Origin of the sequence: Streptomyces sp. NPDC048419 (assembly GCF_043200415.1) — a bacterium.
In the GTDB taxonomy this organism is placed as follows: domain Bacteria; phylum Actinomycetota; class Actinomycetes; order Streptomycetales; family Streptomycetaceae; genus Streptomyces.
In genome coordinates this window covers 34332-51924 of the sequence record NZ_JBICXT010000040.1, presented here as the reverse complement: position 1 = coordinate 51924, position 17593 = coordinate 34332, and the positions used below count along the sequence as shown (strand labels likewise).

12 protein-coding genes and 3 pseudogenes are annotated in these 17593 nt (G+C 65.9%); 10 read left to right on the top strand and 5 right to left on the bottom strand.

Annotated elements, in window-relative coordinates:
* Nucleotides 1-1417 precede the first annotated feature (1417 nt).
* From ACGFYN_RS43445 to ACGFYN_RS43430, 4 genes are all read left to right on the top strand, one after another.
* On the top strand, nt 1418-2647 hold the full coding sequence (locus ACGFYN_RS43445; protein ID WP_393871532.1) for a glycoside hydrolase family 26 protein: 1230 nt from the start codon (nt 1418-1420) through the stop codon (nt 2645-2647).
* Nucleotides 2648-3850: 1203 nt separating this feature from the next.
* Nucleotides 3851-6559: a SpoIIE family protein phosphatase gene (locus tag ACGFYN_RS43440; protein ID WP_393871537.1), complete on the top strand. Its 2709-nt coding sequence runs from the start codon at nt 3851-3853 to the stop codon at nt 6557-6559.
* 546 nt (nt 6560-7105) lie between these two features.
* Nucleotides 7106-7492, top strand: coding sequence for a hypothetical protein (locus ACGFYN_RS43435; RefSeq protein ID WP_393871531.1), 387 nt, complete (start codon nt 7106-7108; stop codon nt 7490-7492).
* A 57-nt stretch (nt 7493-7549) separates the two neighbouring features.
* The gene (locus ACGFYN_RS43430) at nt 7550-9289 is read left to right on the top strand and encodes a hypothetical protein (RefSeq protein WP_393871530.1); all 1740 of its coding nucleotides are present in this window, start codon (nt 7550-7552) and stop codon (nt 9287-9289) included.
* Nucleotides 9290-9373: 84 nt separating this feature from the next.
* On the opposite strand, the pseudogene ACGFYN_RS43425 reads toward ACGFYN_RS43430, so the two are convergent.
* Nucleotides 9374-9634 (bottom strand): annotated as a pseudogene (locus ACGFYN_RS43425) (transposase family protein); the annotation flags it as partial.
* A gap of 29 nt (nt 9635-9663) precedes the next feature.
* On the opposite strand from ACGFYN_RS43425, the gene ACGFYN_RS43420 reads away from it, so the two are divergent.
* Entirely contained in the window at nt 9664-9942 is a 279-nt protein-coding gene (locus ACGFYN_RS43420; protein WP_393871529.1) for a helix-turn-helix domain-containing protein, read from the top strand.
* A gap of 257 nt (nt 9943-10199) precedes the next feature.
* Here ACGFYN_RS43420 and ACGFYN_RS43415 read toward each other — a convergent pair whose 3' ends face one another.
* Together ACGFYN_RS43415 and ACGFYN_RS43410 are read right to left on the bottom strand one after the other, a co-directional pair.
* Nucleotides 10200-10871 (bottom strand): hypothetical protein, encoded by a 672-nt coding sequence (locus ACGFYN_RS43415; protein WP_393871528.1) that lies wholly within the window; start codon nt 10869-10871, stop codon nt 10200-10202.
* 812 nt (nt 10872-11683) lie between these two features.
* Nucleotides 11684-11926, bottom strand: a complete 243-nt coding sequence (locus ACGFYN_RS43410; protein ID WP_393871536.1) for a transposase family protein — start codon at nt 11924-11926, stop codon at nt 11684-11686.
* 324 nt (nt 11927-12250) lie between these two features.
* On the opposite strand from ACGFYN_RS43410, the gene ACGFYN_RS43405 reads away from it, so the two are divergent.
* Together ACGFYN_RS43405 and ACGFYN_RS43400 are read left to right on the top strand one after the other, a co-directional pair.
* Complete coding sequence (locus ACGFYN_RS43405) at nt 12251-12763, top strand: hypothetical protein (protein WP_393871527.1); 513 nt, start codon at nt 12251-12253, stop codon at nt 12761-12763.
* Between the two features lie 324 nt (nt 12764-13087).
* Nucleotides 13088-13312 (top strand): annotated as a pseudogene (locus tag ACGFYN_RS43400) (hypothetical protein); the annotation flags it as partial.
* A 360-nt stretch (nt 13313-13672) separates the two neighbouring features.
* Here the strand turns inward: ACGFYN_RS43400 and ACGFYN_RS43395 are convergent.
* Nucleotides 13673-14422 (bottom strand): transposase family protein, encoded by a 750-nt coding sequence (locus tag ACGFYN_RS43395; protein ID WP_393871526.1) that lies wholly within the window; start codon nt 14420-14422, stop codon nt 13673-13675.
* Between the two features lie 254 nt (nt 14423-14676).
* Between ACGFYN_RS43395 and ACGFYN_RS43390 the strand changes: the two are divergent.
* Nucleotides 14677-15090: pseudogene (locus ACGFYN_RS43390) on the top strand (IS110 family transposase); the annotation flags it as partial.
* Nucleotides 15091-15095: 5 nt separating this feature from the next.
* Here the strand turns inward: ACGFYN_RS43390 and ACGFYN_RS43385 are convergent.
* Nucleotides 15096-15986: an ABC transporter substrate-binding protein gene (locus ACGFYN_RS43385; protein WP_393871525.1), complete on the bottom strand. Its 891-nt coding sequence runs from the start codon at nt 15984-15986 to the stop codon at nt 15096-15098.
* A gap of 661 nt (nt 15987-16647) precedes the next feature.
* On the opposite strand from ACGFYN_RS43385, the gene ACGFYN_RS43380 reads away from it, so the two are divergent.
* Together ACGFYN_RS43380 and ACGFYN_RS43375 are read left to right on the top strand one after the other, a co-directional pair.
* A complete protein-coding gene (locus tag ACGFYN_RS43380; protein ID WP_393871524.1) occupies nt 16648-16980 on the top strand; it encodes a hypothetical protein in 333 nt (110 codons plus the stop codon).
* Nucleotides 16981-17043: 63 nt separating this feature from the next.
* On the top strand, nt 17044-17499 hold the full coding sequence (locus tag ACGFYN_RS43375; RefSeq protein ID WP_393871523.1) for a hypothetical protein: 456 nt from the start codon (nt 17044-17046) through the stop codon (nt 17497-17499).
* Nucleotides 17500-17593 lie beyond the last annotated feature (94 nt).

Sequence of the window (17593 nt, the reverse complement as noted above, 5' to 3'; positions counted from 1 at the left end):
ACAGGCCCGACGGATCCGCATCTTTCCACCGAATCGGCCGAACACGCAGGCCAGCGGACCGCCCGGTCGCCCGCGCGGCCCATCCCCGGCGTCAGGTCCACAAGCCGGCCGGGCCTGGCCACGGTGACGTCGTGCGCGGTGAGGAAACGGGCCATCTCCGCCCCGTAGGCACCTGTTCCCTCGATGCCGACCGCGAGGACGTCGCCGTGCGACCGGAGCCATGCCAGCAGCCGCCCGTATCCCTGCGGGGTTGTCTCGAACGCTTCGGTGGCCAGGTGTCGGCCGATGCCGTGGGCAGACCCCCCTCTGGGGAACTGCGGCAGGCGGTGCTTTCCGGCGCCGGCCGCGCGCCTTGATCCGGCCCGCTGTGTCCTGGGCAGCCTGCACCTTCGACGGCAGCGCCTGCCAGGTGCCGCCCGCCGGCCGGGGATGACCGCTCTACCGGCCCCCCCACGGGCACTACCGTGAAGCAAGACGGCTCCGGCCGATCCCCTTGCGCGTCGCCACGCGCCACCTCCCCTGCAGTCAGCCGCCCCCCAACACCCCTGCTCACGGAGGGGGATCCGACAAACAGCGCATCGAAGCAGGCCAGCGCGCTCAGACAGTCCGAGGCCTCGCCTGTTACGCCCCCACAGCCATCACCCGTCGCTGACCGCTCTGAAGCAGCTCGCTGGCCTTTGCGCCGAGTTCATCGGCGCGATCGGGAGCCGGTCCCGGTGAGGGGGACGTGCGCCTCACCGGCGAACCGACCAGTGGAAGAACGCCCCCGCTGCGTCGCCCGCGCGCCTGAAAGGCCTCGGCCCTGCGCCGGCCGGCCCTCCAGATCACGAGGAGTGTTCGATGAGCACTCCCCTGAACCGCACGGCATGCAATATCGCGGCAGGAAGACCGAGGACGAGCCGCACCCCCTGCCCGCAGGCCCGTGCCCCGTCGAGTGCGCGGGCCGCGTTCGGCTCGGCGGGCAGGGCGCGGTGCACCTGGTCGAAGACGCCGGCCTCAGCCGCCGCTCCATGCGCCGCCAGCAGGTCTGCCCGGAGCCGAACCTCAGCTCCAGCGGCAGGAGTTGCCAGGCCTTGTCGTTGCACAGGACATAGCGGGTTCCCCGCAGACCGCGCCGGTCCGTTACCGGCGGCCGGCTCCGGCCGGGGCGGCAGCGGCGGCCCGATCAGCCCCGCCGTCGTCGTTCGCGGCCCACGGCCGCGTGCTCACCCCATCAAAGGCGGCCGGACCAGACCGGTCACGCCCGATCAGGGCAACTCGGCAAGATCGTGTGACGAGGTCTTGGCGGTCGTTCACTCCCGCGCGGGCGAGGGGACCCGAAAGCAGGTACCGAATTGGCGGAATTCATACCGATATGACTGAGTGTCAGTGACCGGAAGGATCCGGGAACTCGACATGCGAGTAGAGCGGAGCGGGCATGACGGCACAGCGGGGCAATACCCGGTCCGGGCGACTGGCCATGGTCGTTGCAGTGGTCGGCACGTCGACGGCGCTGGCCGTCGGTCCCGGATCCGCCGCGGGCGCGAAGACAACCGCCGCCGAGCCGGCTCCCGCGCACACCTTTCCGACGGCGGCTGCGGCACCGGCGTCCCGGGCCGCCCCGGCACCGGCCACACCGACGCCTTCTGCACCCTTGAATGCGGCAGGGCCCTCTTCGGGGAATGGCCCTGTGCCGTTCGGCGCGTTCCTCGACTCCGGGCCCCTTGGTGTGGCCCGCATGGCCCAGCTCAGCCGATGGCTGGGCGGCACCGAGCTGAAGGTCGCGCACACCTATCTCCCCGGCAACCACTGGCGCGACATCGCGGGCCCCCCCGGCTTCCTGCATGTGTGGGCGCACTGGCGGCGCATGAAGGCCGACCGGATGCTCGTGCTCAACGTACCGATGCAGGAGCACAATGAGGACCACGTCTCCGATGCCGAGGTCCGAACGCTGCTGCACCAGGGTGTGGCCGGACGCTTCGACCAGTACTTCCGCGTCCTGGCCGAACGGCTGGTGCATCTGAAGGTGCCGGACACGGTCCTCGTGCTCGGCTGGGAGATGAACGGCACCACATACACGCATCGCTGCGGACCCGATCCGCAGGCCTGGAAGGCGTACTGGAAGCGGATCGTTACCCTCATGCGCGCGGTGCCGGGCCAGAGGTTCCGGTTCGACTTCGCGCCGAGCCGGGGCCGGGACGCCATTGCGTGGACCCAATGCTATCCAGGTGACGACACCGTCGACATCATCGGCATGGATGCGTACGACCAGCCGACGGGACTACCGTTCGACGAACAGGTGACGGAGCCCTACGGCCTCCAGCAGCAGGTGGATTTCGCGAAAGCCCACGGCAAGCCCATCTCTTATCCGGAATGGGGCCTCTTCCGCAACGGTGACAACGCCGCATACATGCGGCGCATGCTCGCCTGGATCGACGAACACAAGCCCGTCTACAACACGCTGACCGACTACTGCCCGCACGGAGTCTGGAGTTGCCGGCAGAACCTGAGGTCGTCCCAGGTCTACCGGTCCGCCCTGTACGGCCGCACCGAGCAGCCGGCCACACCTGCACCCACCCCGAAACCCCCGGCGCACTGCTTTCGGCCGGGCCTGGGCGACTGGGTCGCGTACTGGACCGGCGGCAGGCTCTGTCTTCGCAGGCGTTGACGTGATGAGCCACAGCCGGCCTTGGTGATTCTGCCGCGCTTCCTGCCGGACGCGCTCCACCCGTCCGTGGCTGTCCCGGCAGACCCTGCCACGCGGCCCGGCCGGCCATGCCGGATCCGGCACTGCGGGCCTCGCCGGCTACCGGTTCCTGGCCGGTAGCGGACCCCGATCCTCGCGATGCGCGCCGAACGATCCAGGGCCTCACGTGGTCCGGCCTTCCCGCGGACACCTCCCACCCCCCGCTTCTCCCCACAGCGAGGCCAGGCCGTTCCCGGTGGCCGCCGCTCCCGGCTGGCGCCACACTTACCGTCCATGGAACTGATCGTCTACAGTCCCGGGGGCAGCCAGCCGGACCCCACACCCAGCACGCCCTGCATGCACTACTCGGCCACTGCGGGTGCCTGGTGCCTTGACTACATAGACGGCTCCGGCGCAAAGAGACAGGCATTTATCCAACTCGGCCGGGACCGCAAAGAGGACGCGACGCTTGACGCAATAAACCTACTGGCCGCAAACGGAGCCGACGTCGGAAACATACACGTCCGATGGATGACGCACCCCTAGTACTCCAGCCGACGACCACGACCGGCTCACCATCGTCCCACTTCCCTTACAGGCACCCGACTTGAACCCAGCAGCGTGTGGCCGGCCACTACTACGGCGCCCCCCCCTTTTCGAACCCACACCGCCCTTCGCCGGCGACGACCCCCCGCACGCGCCCTTCGCCGGGGACTTCGCCCCCCTTCAGCGCCGCCCCGACCTCATCGACGGCTGTCGTGCCGGCACCGGGCTCAGCCTCACCCGCGACGTGACAACAACCCCAGGACGTCAGCGGGCGCCCCGCGCCCCCACTCCGATGACGTCAATTGAGGTCAATGCCGCTCAGGTGCTGCCCCGGCGGGCCCCGAACGGCAGAAGGCGGCCATCGGGCGGAGCCAATCCCCCGCCGACGCCCGCCCCGCCATACACGCCTTTTCCAACCATCCCGGTCCACCCCTCACCCAGCGCAGGTCATCCCCGCCATGCCCCCTTTTGCCCTCGCCGGTATGCAGACGCGGACCGCGATGTGGTCGGCACCGGGCGTAAGGGGGGCAGGCCCCCGCCAGTTCACCGAGCGCCCGGGCCCGTTCAGGCATTGACCGTGAGGGACCCCATGCCGCACATAATGCACATATGGACATTCGTGGGTCATTTCCCAAAGCAATGCGGCGGCTCCACGCTTTGCTGAATCCGCGGACCGTGGCGGGCCAGGTCTTCCTGCTGCAGTTGGCGCTCGTGCTGCTGCTCGTCGCGGTGGCCGTGACGGCGCTGGTGCAGCAGGACCGCCGCCAGGCGACGGCTGACGCACGTGATCGCTCACTCGCTGTCGCCGAGGCATTCGCCAACTCCCCCGGCATCGTCGAGGCAATGACCAGCCCCGACCCCACCGCGGTGCTGCAGCCGCGCACGGAGAAGGCCCGCAAGCGATCCGGGGTGGACTACATCGTCGTGCTGAGCCCCTACGGCTTCCGGTGGACCCACCCGGACCCACGGTTGATCGGGAAGCACGTGAGCAGTTCCTACCAGCAGGCGCTGAACGGTGAGCCCTACCAGACGACCTTCGACAGCAGCCTGGGCCGGGCCGTCGATTCCACGGTCGCCGTCTTCAACGACAAGGGTTCCGTGGTCGGCCTGGTCACCGTCGGGGTCACGGTGAAGCGGGTGAGCAGCACGGTCAATCACCAGATGCCGGTGCTTTTCGGTTCGGCCGGCGCTGCCCTCCTGCTGGCTGCGGGGGGATCCGCCCTGGTGAGCGGGCGGCTGCGGCGCCAGACCCACGGACTGGGCGCGGCGGAGATGACGCGCATGTACGAACACCATGACGCGGTGCTGCACGCGGTACGCGAAGGCATCCTGATCGTTGACAGGGACGGACGGCTGCTGCTCGCCAACGACGAGGCGCGGTGGCTGCTGGACCTGCCCCCGGACGTCGAGCGGCGCCGCGTCAGCGATATCGCGCTGAGCCCGACGATGGCTGCGCTGCTGGTGTCGGGGCGCACGGCCTCCGACGAGGTGCATGCGGCCGGCAATCGCCTGCTGGCCGTCAACCTGCGGCCGGTGAGCCTCCAGGGCGGAACGCAGGGCAGCGTGGCCACGCTGCGGGACACCACCGAACTGCGCGCCCTCGCCGACCGGGCCGACCTGGCGCGGGGACGCCTGCAACTTCTCTACCAGGCCAGCGTCAGGATAGGCACCACACTCGACATCACCCGCACCGCCCAGGAACTGTCCGAGGTGGCCGTGCCGCAGTTCGCCGACTTCGTCACCGTCGAGCTGCTGGAACCGGTCCTCAACGGCGGAGAGCCGGATGCGGCAAGCACCGAGATGCGCAGGATCGCTGCCGCCGGCGTCCATGACGACCCCCCGCTCTACCCGGTGGGACGACTGATCCGGTTCGTCGCCGACAACCCCGTGGCCTCCACCGTGGCCAGCGGCCAGGGGGTGCTCGTGCCCGACCTCGCCGCCTCCGGGGGCTGGCGCTCCCAGGACCTCGAACGTTCCCAGAAAGTACTGGACTACGGAATCCACTCCCTGCTCTCGGTCCCACTGCAGGCCCGCGGCGTGGTACTGGGCATGGCCGAGTTCTGGCGCGCCGAGCAAGGAGCCTTCGATCCCGATGACCTGGCGTCCGCCGAGGAACTGGCCGCCCGGGCGGCCGTATGCATCGACAACGCACGACGCTATACCCGGGAACACACGACAGCGGTCGCTCTCCAGCGCAGTCTGCTGCCCGGGAAACTGCCCGAACAGTCCGCCCTGGACGTGGGACACCGTTACCTGCCCGCCCAAGCCGGCGTGGGCGGGGACTGGTTCGATGTCATCCCGCTGCCCGGTGCGCGCGTGGGCCTGGTCGTCGGCGACGTCGTCGGCCACGGTCTGCACGCCGCCGCCACCATGGGACGCCTGCGCACCGCGGTGCACAACTTCTCCGCGCTCGACCTGCCACCCGACGAAATCGTGCAACTGCTCGACGATCTCGTCGCCCGCGCCGACCAGGACGCAGCCACCGACGGCACATCCACCGCCATGACGGGCGCCACCTGCCTGTACGCCATCTACGACCCCATCTCCGGCACCTGCCAGATAGCCACGGCAGGCCACCCGGGGCCGGCTCTCGTATCCACCAACGCCACCGTGACCTTTCCCGACATCCCCGTCTCCCCGCCCCTCGGCGTCGGCGGCGCCATACCCGTGGAAACCGCCGAACTCCACCTCCCCGAGGGCACCCGCCTGGTCCTCTACACCGACGGCCTCGTCGAAGACCGCCACCACGACCTAGACACCCGCCTCGACCTACTACGGCAAACCCTCACCGCCACCTCCCCCCACAACACCCCCCAAGACACCTGCCAAGCAGTCATCGACGCCATGCTCCCCACCCGACCCGCCGACGACGTAGCCCTGCTCATCGCCCACACCCACCGCCTAAACCCACAACAGGTCAAAGACTGGGACATCCCCAGCGACCCCGCCGCCGTCCCCAACATCCGCGCCGAAGTAACCCACACCCTGGAAACCTGGGGCCTTGAAGACATCTCCTTCGCCACCGAACTCATCGTCAGCGAGCTGGTCACCAACGCCATCCGCTACGGCTGCGCCCCGGTCAGGCTCAGACTGCTGCGCGACCAAGAAGCCCTCATCTGCGAAGTCACCGACGCCAGCAGCACCGCACCCCACCTACGCCGCGCCACCCTCACCGACGAAGGAGGACGCGGCCTCTACCTCGTCGCCCAATTCTCACGACGCTGGGGCACCCGCTACATGGACCGAGGCAAAACCATCTGGACAGAACAAGCCATCGGCGAGAAGGACGACGCGGCAGTGGCGTCTGCGGACGCTCTGCTGGATCTGTGGGACGACACGGAACTGTAAAGAATCCTCCGTCTGCAAGACTCCGTTGGCAAAAGGGCAAGGCGGGCAGCGAAGCTCGACTGCCGACCGGAAGTGGATCAATCGACCTGCAGTTTCACGCCCCGAGGCGATCTTCCCGGCCGGTAGTTTCTCCCTTTCCCAACGGAGTCCTGCAAGCGGGGGATTCCCGCCCGGCCTACGTCCGGCGCCACTTGCGGGGCACCGTCGGGCGTGGAGGGATGCCCCTACGCCTTGCATAACGCCGCCCCGTACTCCACCCGGCATTCCTAGCCGGAACCGGCCTCGAACTCACTCCACCCCGCATCAAGGATCAGTCCAGCCACCGTACGGGCCCTCCGGTGGCTGGACAGGCCCTCGCATGACTGTGACCATGAAAGATGTGAGGAGGCTTCGCAGCGGGTCCTGGGCTGTTGCCCGGGCGGTTTCCGCGAAGGTTTCGGCGCAGTGGGACGAGCACCTCACACCCTCAACGGGCAAAGGACGCTGACGGGACGTGAATCGGGTTCCTGGCGCGGGAGACTGGCGCATTTTGAGGAGGGCGGAGTGATGACATCCCCGGCAAGCGGAAACCGGGGGGCTCAGAGCACTATTGGCCAGGCGGTCCAAGCCTTCTTGCAAGACAACCCGCTTCCCGAGGGGGACGCTCTCCCGGCCCTCTTGGCCGAACTGGCTCCACCACCCGTCCCCGGCCAACATGAGGACGTCCACGAGGAGAAGGTGACAGGCCCTTCGGACGCGGAGGAGGGCCAGGCGGTCGCCGGCGACGGTTCGGGCGCGCTTTTCAGTGGTGAGGAACGCGATCAAATTGCACGCTGGGCCGTCTGCGCCCTCGTGACGTCGGAGGCTGCCAGCGTCCTCACCCCCGACGACATCAGGAAGGCGACACTCGAGGTATTGGAGGAAGCCGCCCGCATCTCGGGCCAGGAAACGTAGGGGCGATCCGCGACCTTCTGGGTACTCATTTGAGCTCAGTCCTAGAAAGGAGGGGCTGTGAGCCTACCACCGGATGGTACCGCAGGCACTGATGGATCCGACCGAGAAAGGATCATTTCCCGCTACAAGGAAGCTCTGGCCACATACATCGACAAGAGCGAATGGTCGACGGCCGGCTGGAGAAAAATGAGTCAGCAGGCCTTCCACGAAAAGGCCGAACGGGAACTTCGTTCCTCGATGGAATCCGTGAGCGATGAAGCCGTGGAGCTTGCCATGGCTACCGCATACGATGACGTCGCCAAGGAAAGAGCAGAGAAGATCCTCGAAGGCCTAAAAAGCCTCAAGGAGACGTGTGATCTAAAAGCAGCTCAGGTGCGTGGCATGCGCAGGCAGCTCGAAGAGGTTGAGAGCTTCGAGTTTCTCAGCGCGCTCAGCGCAGGCACCTCCAAGCTGTGGATCGCTAGCCTGCTGGATAAACTCGACGAAGATGCCAAAGAGCTGCAAGAGACGAGCGGGCTCATCCACACCTGGGCTGGCGAGCTTTTCACCGCCATCAATCTGCCCTCCAGATCGGAAACCGAAGAGGACAGCGGTCGCGACCAAGGTGCGCACCTTCGGGAGGTCATCCAACGGTATGAGGAGGGGTCCAATGAGGTGTTTGCAACCTTCGCGAGAGTCTCCCGCGATCTCCACGACGCCCTCAGCGAAGGGAGCCTCAAGATAACCGAAGGGGCTGTCTACAACTACTTGAAGTCAAAGGACAAGGGCGGTGAGAAACTGGGGAAGCTGGGAGAGGTGCTGCAGGCTTCGATTCAGTGGGCGAAAGAGATAGCACCGACAGGATTCAAGTGGATTGTATCCACCGTCGATCTTCTGAAGAATGCTGCAGACAGGTATTACGGGGAGCGCAAAATCACCCAGCAAGTGCGCGAGTATCAACTCCAAGGTGCGGAGAGAATAATCGCGGACTTGAACAGGGAGCCGGCGGCGATAGCCAAGGCTCTTGCGGACACCATGAAGGCTAATACGGCGCTTCTCGTCAAGTCGATCGGGATCATCGGGTCCGATATCCCCGGCTGGGGCGTAATTTCTCCGCAGATTTCTGTAGCAATATCCAAGATCGCGAAAGAAAAAATTTCACGCGCCGAGGCGCTTACCTCGGCGACACGGCGGCAAGTTCAAGACTTCAGGGACACGGTCCACAAGGAAGTAAAGGAGGAATTCGAAGAATGGATGAAAGACCTCAAAAAGCAGCTCATCAACCCTAAAGGGGCGATCCAGGTGGCCAGACCCGAAGCGCCTGAGGAAGGAATTGACCCGCGCTGGTTTACCGGAGCATTCGAGAAGGCGGTGTACGGCACGATCACCCGCATGGTGATAAGGACGTTCAATTTTACGCCCGGTCAAATCGTCACCGGACAAGACCTGGACGAGAGCCTCAAGGGGCTCAAAGAAGCCTTTCTTCCTCGTGAGTACTTCATCGTTGAAACGAAGTCTGCCCGCAGAGCTCCGGCTGGTCCGAGCTCCCCCCTCGATCTCCGCGACGGCTCGGTCAGAGACGACGGCTTCCTGGGAGCTGCCGGCGGCTCCCAGGCTGAAGACGAAGAGGAGCCCAAGTTCTTCGACGCACGCGAGAGCCTAGGGCGCGAGAGCCGAGTGCCCGAGAGCCCAGTGCCCGAGAGCCCAGTGCCCGAGAGCCCAGTGCCCGAGAGCCCAGTGCCCGAGAGCCCGGACACAGAGAGCGATGAGGAGGAGTCCGAATTCTTCGACGCACGCGAAGCCCCTGAGGACACATAAACGACCGAACTACTGCAAGTAGATCCTCAGCATTTTGAACAGTGAGCTTCTTCGAGTTGGCCACCGATCGGGTGACATGTCGGCTCAGTGAATCTCCAGGGTGGGTACGGCCTTGACCGTTAACGTGAGCTGGTTGGGGTTGCAGCGGGCGTGGCGGAAGATCCTCCAGGTCTTCAGCCGTGGGTGGCCCTTGTCGGCCAGGACCGGCAGCCGAGGCGGACGCGGGTGGTGATGATGGGGTGCGTGCCGGGCCGCGGTGAGGTCATGCGCGCGGCCCGGCAGGGCGGGCGAAAACCAGAGGACTCTTCCGGCGGGGTCGGTGACGACCTGAATGTTCATGCCGTTCACGGCGGAGCCGCAAGCCGCCCGGCTCGGTGTTCACCGTCCTCAAGCACAACGCAGGGATCACTCCCGGCCCCCGTGCGCTCCGGAACCTGACCACGGACGAGCGGCAGGAGATCTCACGTGATCTTTGTGCTGGAGGGTCCTACCGAGCCATCGTCGGCCTCCTGGGGCGTTCGGTGTCGACGATCAGTCGTGACGTCAGCAACAACGGCGGACGCGACGTCTACCGGGCGATCACCTGCAGGATCAGGCATTTGACCGCGCCCGGCGCCCGAAGCACTGCCTGCTCACCCCCAGACCCGCGCTGAGGTAAACGGTGCTGACCCTGCTGAGGGGGGTGGTCGCCGGAACAGATCGTCGGGCACCCGCGTCAGCATCACGGTGACGACCCGCGGGTGGTCGCCGGAACAGATCGTCGGGCACCCGCGTCAGCATCACGGTGACGACCCGGGAATGGAGATCAGCCACGAGACGATCTATCGGTCGGTCTACACCACCCACTGGAAAGTGATCCCCCGTGAGCTGTGCAAGCCCCGACTCGACCGTCTGACGCCGATGGGCCGGATCAGCTGTTGCGGGCGAAGAGCTTGCGCTTGGTGGAGCCGGAGGAGCAGAGCTTCTTCTCGGCGGCCGTCATCTTGCGGGCGTCGGCCACGACCGCGTTGTGCTTGCCGTCCGTGCCGTCCGGAGCGGGGCCGGTGACCACGTCGGGCACGAACCAGTAGTAGTGGCCCCACTTGCGGTCGTCGTAGTGGGTCTGCCAGGTGCCGGATATCTGCTGCATGACCTGGGCGCGGGAGATCCAGCCGACCTCTCCCGGCTGCACGGTCACCGTGTAGGAACTGGTCTCCGTGTGCGAGCTCTGCCAGGTGTAGTTGTACGTCGCGGTCACGCTGGCCGTGATGATGCCCTCGATGCCGCCGCCGACGGTGATCGACCCGCCCACCGAGTGGGAGGAGCCCACGGTGTCGGCCCACGACAGCGACTGGGAGGCGGGCGACGAGGTGCAGTTGTAGAGCAGTTCGGAGACCTGGCGGGGCTGTCCGAGGTAAGCCTCGCCGAGCTGCGGCGAGTTGAAGCTGCACTTGCCGTCTCCGGACGCGCAGTCGGCCATGATCTGCTCGGCGGTGGGCTGGTCCTCGGCCGCAGCGGGCACGGCCGCCGCGACGGTGCCGAGCGCGGTAGCCGTCAGCGCCAGGACCCGGCCGCCGTACCGCAGTGCGCGGTTCATTTTCATCTGTGGTGCCTTTCAACCGTACGTGGGGGGACGGTGACCACGGAGCACCCTGATTGGGGCGGGGCTGTGGTCACGCTTGATGCCCATGAGGGTCACGTAAATGATGGCCCGGCTACACCAAGAACCGGTAAAGTTGTAGTTGATTGTGCAATTGACGAGTAGTCAAATTCCTTTAATGTTCTTTGGATTGCCCTGAACGTGCATGGCGTCAGGAGGCTGTCATGTCGGCCGAGCAGGAGAAGAAGGCACCGCGACTTCCACCGCGCTGGTTCATCCGGCTGGCCTGGCATGCGTCAAGCCAGGTGAGTGTCTGGCCGGGGCAGGAGGCTGATCTGGAGCTGTGCGACGGGAGTGGACTGCATGTCTACGACACCGGCGCGGACGACTCCGACGGCCGCCCAGTCTCCCGGCGTCGGACCACCTCGGCGTCCGCTGGATGTCGTAGGAACGGCTCGAGGATGCTGGGGCGGCCGGTCCAGCGGCCGACCAGTAGCTCGTCGGGATCTTTCGTGCCTGCCAGTCGGCGGACGGTGTTGCGGGCCAGACCGAGCTGACGGGCGATGGTTCGCACTCCGAGGCCGTCATCTAGGGGAGCTGGACGAGGGCGTGGTGCTCCGGATGCGGTCCGACAGGCGTTCGGACCGGCCTTGCTCCGCGATGGCCGACGGTCCCGGCCGCCATGTGGGTGCGCGATCGGTTGGACGGCCCTTTCACGGATGGCGACTTCGCTGACTCGTATCCGGCTGATGGACGGCGCGGGCTGTCGCCTGCCCAGTTGGAGCTGTCGTCTGGACTGGAAGTACTGAGGACTTTCAGCGGTGGCTCTCAAGGGTGAGGACGGCCTTGGCCGCTGTGGTGAGCCATGTGGGGCTGCAGCGAGCTTTGCGGAAGATCCGCCAGGTCTTCAATCGGGCCATGCCGCGTTCGACCGGGTAGCGCATGCGGGCATGGGCCCTGTTCAACGACGTCTGCCGGGGATTGAGTTCTTTGCCGGGTCGACGCCGGATCGGAGTGACGATCGCGCGCTCGGCGCCGAGGTAGCCGAGGTCGGCCAGGACGGGGATGCCGAGTCTGCCGGAGGTCTCACGTCTTGGCCGCAGTTCGGCGCCTGAACCGGGGTGAGCTGGTCGCCGAGACCCTGCGATGTGCTATGGAAGAGCTCGCCCTGCAGGGCGAGCGGTGGCTGGTCGCCTTTTTCGTCACCTCTGACTGGGCGGACCGCTATGGCCGGCCGGTTCACCAGTCCGGTCAACTGCGTTGGCCGGGAGCGAAGTCGACCCGGGACCGGGCCAGCCGGAGGCGACCGAGGATAGGAATACTGGCAAGTCGTCAGCTGGCGGCCGGCGGATCCTGCCTCGGCACGGGTGCCGTGGTCGACGATGGAGATCGTCACCCTGCATGATCCCGCGGCCCGCTACAGCCAGAAGGTCATTGCAGCCGGCCAGCGCGACTGGACCAGCTATCGAGACCATCAGACCGGGACCTGTGATGAGACGAGTCCGCATGTCATCGTCCAGGCGGTCACTCGCCCAGCGCCGCAGCAGGACATCGGTACCGTCGATGACATCCGTCAAAGGCTGACCCACCAGGGCTTTCAGCCTCTCGAGCACGTCGTCGACGGCGGCGGCGGCGATGTTACCCCAGACAGCATTCACCAGACATTCCAGAAGTGGGACATCCCCCTGCTCGGTCCGGTCCGCGCTGACCCGCAGGCCGCCCGGCGGCCGGGGGGGTTCACGAAAAAGGACATCGCCATCGCCTGGGAGGCCCGCACCCTGACCTGCCGCACGGGACACCAGGCCGCCCTGGAAAGCCACCTTGGGCGACGGACACCTCCGGGCTGTCCGTCCTCTTTCCCCGCAGGGCATGCAGGGAATGCGAGGACCGGATGAAATGCACAGGCAACCTCGGCGGTAAGGGACGCCACATCGTCCTGCTGCCCGAGCCCCAGCAGAAGATCCAGACGCAGGTGAGAAAGACCAGAAGACCATCAACTGGCAGAGGCACTATGCGATCTGCGCGGGCTGCGAGGCCACCGTCTCCGAAACCGTCCACGCGCACGGCCTGCGGCACCGCCGCTAACGCGGCCTGGCGAAAACACACGTCCAGCACGTGCTCACCGCTGCCGGGGCCAATATCATCCGCCTGAGCGAACACTTCCCACCAGGCACTACACCAGCATCGCCGCCGCGGCCAACCAGCTACTTCCAGCGGCTCTCACCTACCGGTACACCAAGGACCCGAACCCCGTTGGAGTCGCCGCCTGGTACCTGACAGCCGTCGACTTCCGCACAGGTGTCACGAGGTGGAAACGACTCGTCGGGACCGGCTTTCTCTACGACAACAACTGGGCACCGGTCACGATCGGCCCTGACGGCACCGCGTACGTGGGCGTCTTCAATGGACTCGCCTCCGTACACGACGGCGACCCGGGCCTGTAGCGGAACTGGCCTCGCCGCCAAGCGTGACGGCCGCGACCGGCACGATCGTTTCCCGACGGACTGACAGCCTGTCATACTTGGCGTCCGAGGTCTCACAAAAAGGGTCCCCGCACGGGCTCGCGCAGTGAGCAGGAGCCGCAGATTCGCTACTTCCGGATGAAGGTGACTCCCTCGGGGTGGTCTGTAAGACACCTTGCTCAACAGGCTTGAGGCTCTGCCCGTTTCACAGCCGGCCTCACGTCACCCGATCCATACCTTTCTTCGTGGGCTGATCCGGGTCATTCGTACGATCGGGACACCCAGGGGTGCTGGGTATGGCTGTCACTCGATAGCCGTGGTTGTGGCTTCCACTGAGCATTTTCAGCGTTGCCTCTCCAGGGTGAGGACGGCCTTGGCGATGACGGTCATGCGGTTGGGGCTGATGCGTGACCTGCGGAAGATCTGCCAGGACTTCAGCCGTGCCATGCCGCGTTCGACCGGTGCCCTCGCCACAGCCAGGGCTCGGTTGACGGTGCGCTGGGTGAGGGTGAGTTCACCGCCTGGCGGCCGTTTGAGTCCGGTGGTGACCCAGCGACCGGCGCCCTGGTAGGCGCGGTCGGCGAGGATCGGGACGCCCTGACGCTCGCAGATCCGGATGATGCGGTGGGTGCGGGCTGCGGTCAGGTCATGGATGCGGCCCGGCAGCGCGGGCGAGATCCACAGGACCTCACCGGTGGGGTCGGTGACGACCTGGACGTTCACTCCGTGCCGGCGGTGCTTGGCCGAGTAGTCGGCTCGGCTGTCGCCGACGCGGTCGCACTCGGCCAGAGTCCCGTCCAGCAGGACGAACTCCGGATCGTGCTCGCGCAGAGTCTTGAGCAGGCCAGGGGCCCGTTCGGCGAGCAGGCCGGTCACGGCGGTGACATACGCGTGGGCGGTGCCGACGGATATCCCGAAGCCGGATGCGATCCGGGTGAGGGTGTCGTGGCGGCGTAAGTACACCAGAGCGACGAGCGCCCGCTGGTGCGGCGGGAGTTTGCACCGTCGGTCACCCTCACGGGTGACGATGAGCATCGTGACCCACTCGACGAGGGCATGCGGAAGGTCGAGTGCGGCAGGATAGGGAACCAACGAGGCTCCTGTGCCGGTGGGTTGAGACTTCGAACACCTCCCCCAACGGCACGGGGGCTTTGTACGTTGCGGCCCTCACCTCAACCTCACCGGCGTCACCCGATCAGTTGCCACGCTGAAAACGCTCACTGATTGGCCGCCCAGCACCCCGCGACGACTCGGCTGCTGATTGGGATGCGCGAACTGAACCGCTCGTATGGATGCGTCGGCGAGGTCGTGTGCTGGGAACACGCCCCACGACAAAGGAGGACCGGGTGCCGGAACTGTGGGCGGGGACGGACGCGGGCAAGGGCGAGCACCACTGCACGGCAATCGATGCTGAGGCGAGGAAGCTCCTCTCCCGTCGAGTCCGGAACGATGACGCGGTTTTGCTGCAACTGCTCGGCGATGTCCTGGATTTGGCCAATGGCGGTCCGGTGACCTTGGCGGTAGATCTCAACGCGGGCGGGGCTACCTTGTGGCTCACTCTGCTGGTCAGCCATGGGCAGCGGCTGGTCTACATCCCCGGACGCACCATCCATCACGCCTCTGCCGCCTACAATGGCGACGGGAAGAGCGATGCGAAGGACGCCTTTGTCATCGCCGACCAGGCCAGGATGCGCCGCGACCTCCAGCCCCTGGCCGGGACCAGTGACATCGCGGTGGACCTGAAGATCCTCACCGCCCGCGGTGATCATCCAGACGCCGGCCTGATCGGAAAGTATGGAATCCCGGCAGGATCACGACCGTAGGCCTGTCCCAGATAAATCGCCGAGAATTTGGCGAGGGTCCCATCTTCGATCATTTGCCGAATGATCCGATCCATCGACGCTTCGTTCGGAGACCCCTTTGGATAAAGGGCACCGTAGTGCTCGCCAGTTCGGTACTGGCCAACGACCGTCAGTGTGCCGCCCGATTTCTGGGCATACGCCAGCAAGATCGTCGTGTCGTGCACGATGGCGTCCACGTGCCCGTGGGCCAGCGCGGAGATCATGTCCGGGGCGCTATGAAACGCTGTCACCGGTCCGGCCGGCTTCAATCGGCTCTCGACGAACTTCTCACCCGTTGTTCCCGCGAGCACTCCGATGCGGATGTGATGCATCGTGCGCGAGTCGATGGCCGTGCCCCTCTTCGTGAGCACCCCTTGGCTGGCAGAGAGGTAGGGCGGGGAGAAGTCGACCACCTTCTCGCGCTGTCGAGTGATCGTGATTTCCGACAATGCAAGGTCGAAATCTTTCGTCTTGCCCGTCACGATCTCGGCGATCGGCTCGTTCTTGACCTTCACACGATCGAGCCCTGCACGGTAGGCAATGTTCGCCGCCATGCAGTACTCATACCCATCCCGGATCAAACCGGGGGATTTGCCATTCCACCAGCCCGGCGCCGGGAGACTTGCGTCGACAGTCAGCACTCCCCTCGACGTCGGAGCGATCTTGAACTGCCCGTAGCGGCCAGATACCTCGCAGTCCCCGTACGTCGGACTGGCCTCGCGTGCCCCTCCGTGAGTCATGCACGCCACCACTGTGACCGCAATGGTGAGGGCTCCGATAGCGGCCCGAGTAGCGATCACTGCTGCGATGGTCATGGCGCCTTCCAGAGAGTTCCTTCGGCACGGGAGCCTGCCTGTCACGGCAGGCCAGCTGTACACCGCACCTCATCGCACACAAGCCAGTGCTCCCGAGGACGGCTGGCATGTCCGGACTTCACAGCGCAACTTGGAGGCCCACGCGACGGCTTACCTTCGCACTACTTCCGGAGAGAAGGTCCGATTTAGGAAATATTGCACTATATATGCAATATGTCAATAGGTTGCAAGCCCTCCCGACTGATGTCCGGGGTCCAGTGCAGGTTCGGCGCGCTCGCGGTGAAGCCGCGGCCGCAGGGCTCGGGCGGCTGTGGCCCGGTCCTGGCGGGCAGCGAGGAGCGGCAGCGCGCACCACCAGGTCGGCGCACCGACCCCCATGGGATCAGCAGACACACTTCCGCCAGTTGGTTGAGACTCGAACACCTCCTCCAGTGGCAGGGAAACCTCGTGCGAACCCGTCGCCCGATCGGTGGCCCGTGTCGGCGTACACGTGAACGTGGCCCTGGCAAGGTTTCCGCAAAGCGGGGGGTGGCAGTCCGCCGGCGACGCTACGTCATGGGTAGCGCCACTGTAGACGAGTGTGAACCTCACAGGGATCATGTCTCCGCACCTTGATGCGCTGCGGGTCGAACGAGTGCGCGCGGCGGGCGGTGCAGTCCGCATGGCTGCCCGCACCCGCGAGGTGACGGTGGCGTGTCTGGACTGCGGTTGCGGATCTGCGCGCGTGCACAGCCGCTACGGCCGCGCGCTGGCCGAGTTCGCTGGCGGCGGGCACCCGGTGGTGATCGGGCTGTCGATGCGACGCTTGTTCTGTGACGGTCCGACCTGTGGTAGGCGAACGTTCGCCGGGCGGGTCGAGGGGCTGTCGGCGCGCTACCAGAACCGCAACCGGCTACGGCGCGGCCTCTACCAACGGGTGGGGGTGCCTGACGAGACGAACTCGATCGAGCCATTGAGCCGGACTTTGCCCCCCGGTCAAGAGATTGTAGCCTGACATAATCGGACATCTTGCCCTGCTGCACTTGCAGGAGGGGCGGGGTGCGCAGCCATCAGGTAAATGATCTATCACGCGGGGTGCACAGTGCCTGGACCGCTAGCAGCCACCGGCGCGTTGCTGGAGTTGAACTTTGAAGAAGAGGCGATACTGATCCCGCCGGTCTGGCCGCTGGAATCCGTAAACAATGTTCTCATCAACGGACTCCCCATCATCCCTTACTCGGAATTTTTGGTACTTATTGAAGCGGGGCTAGAGGTAGGGTATGAGCTCATTGAATTCCCCAATTCCACTCCCGGTGTCGGTAAAATTGAGATACTCGCCCCGGAGATTTTCATGTGCCCTACCATAGAAGGGCCGGGCGGCCCAGTGACCACAGCCGGAGAGTCTCCCGCAATACTCATACCGATAGTCCCGCCCATTGCGATGGAGGGCCCCATACCCATACCGATCGAGATCCCTCTGGAGGGATTGGTGACGCTAACGCCTGATTGCTGGGAAGTCCTTACCCCAGAGTAGATAGGTGTCCGCCTTCGCTCTGCAGTCCTCCGGCCGACTGGTTCCCCGCCCTGTGCGGAGGACCGCGTGGCGGCAGTCCCCCCAGGGCCTGCGC

Excerpts from the sequence above, each read along its gene's own strand:
- ACGFYN_RS43445 (WP_393871532.1), top strand. The coding sequence starts at position 1,418 with ATGACGGCACAGCGGGGCAATACCCGGTCCGGGCGACTGGCCATGGTC.
- ACGFYN_RS43440 (WP_393871537.1), top strand. The coding sequence starts at position 3,851 with ATGCGGCGGCTCCACGCTTTGCTGAATCCGCGGACCGTGGCGGGCCAG.
- ACGFYN_RS43435 (WP_393871531.1), top strand. The coding sequence starts at position 7,106 with ATGACATCCCCGGCAAGCGGAAACCGGGGGGCTCAGAGCACTATTGGC.
- ACGFYN_RS43415 (WP_393871528.1), bottom strand. The coding sequence starts at position 10,871 with ATGAAAATGAACCGCGCACTGCGGTACGGCGGCCGGGTCCTGGCGCTG.
- ACGFYN_RS43405 (WP_393871527.1), top strand. The coding sequence starts at position 12,251 with ATGGAGATCGTCACCCTGCATGATCCCGCGGCCCGCTACAGCCAGAAG.
- ACGFYN_RS43385 (WP_393871525.1), bottom strand. The coding sequence starts at position 15,986 with ATGACCATCGCAGCAGTGATCGCTACTCGGGCCGCTATCGGAGCCCTC.
- ACGFYN_RS43380 (WP_393871524.1), top strand. The coding sequence starts at position 16,648 with ATGGCTGCCCGCACCCGCGAGGTGACGGTGGCGTGTCTGGACTGCGGT.
- ACGFYN_RS43375 (WP_393871523.1), top strand. The coding sequence starts at position 17,044 with ATGATCTATCACGCGGGGTGCACAGTGCCTGGACCGCTAGCAGCCACC.